This window comes from Streptomyces ziwulingensis (assembly GCF_039542605.1).
Taxonomy (GTDB): Bacteria; Actinomycetota; Actinomycetes; order Streptomycetales; family Streptomycetaceae; genus Streptomyces; species Streptomyces ziwulingensis.
In genome coordinates, this window is sequence record NZ_BAABIG010000121.1 from 1 (window position 1) to 505 (window position 505).

Sequence of the window (505 nt, forward strand, 5' to 3'; positions counted from 1 at the left end):
CCGCCACCAGCGCGTCCAGACCCGCCGGATCACCGGCCACCACCACCGACGACGGCCCGTTCACCGCCGCCACCTCCACCCCCACCGGCAACCGCCCCACCACCGCCGCCACCGGCAACGCCACCGACACCATCCCCCCACGCCCCGCCAGACCACCCGCGATCACCCTCGACCGCAAAGCCACCACCGCCGCCGCATCCTCCAACGACAACACCCCCGCCACATACGCCGCCGCGATCTCCCCCTGCGAATGCCCCACCACCGCGTCCGGCCGCACACCCACCGACTCCCACAACCGCGCCAACCCCACCATCACCGCGAACGACACCGGCTGCACCACATCCACCCGCTCCAGCCCCGCCGCACCACCAACCCCCCGCACCACATCCAACAACGACCACTCCACGAACGGCGCCAACGCCTCACCCACCTCCCCCAACACCCGAGCGAACACCGCAGACTCCTCCAGCAACCGCCGCCCCATCCCCACCCACTGCGCACCCTG

The 505-nt window shown here is 72.3% G+C and carries 1 protein-coding gene; it reads right to left on the bottom strand.

Going from position 1 to position 505, the window contains the following annotated elements:
* The coding region (locus ABEB00_RS35745; protein ID WP_345624907.1) for an acyltransferase domain-containing protein at positions 1-505 on the bottom strand (505 nt) is incomplete at both ends.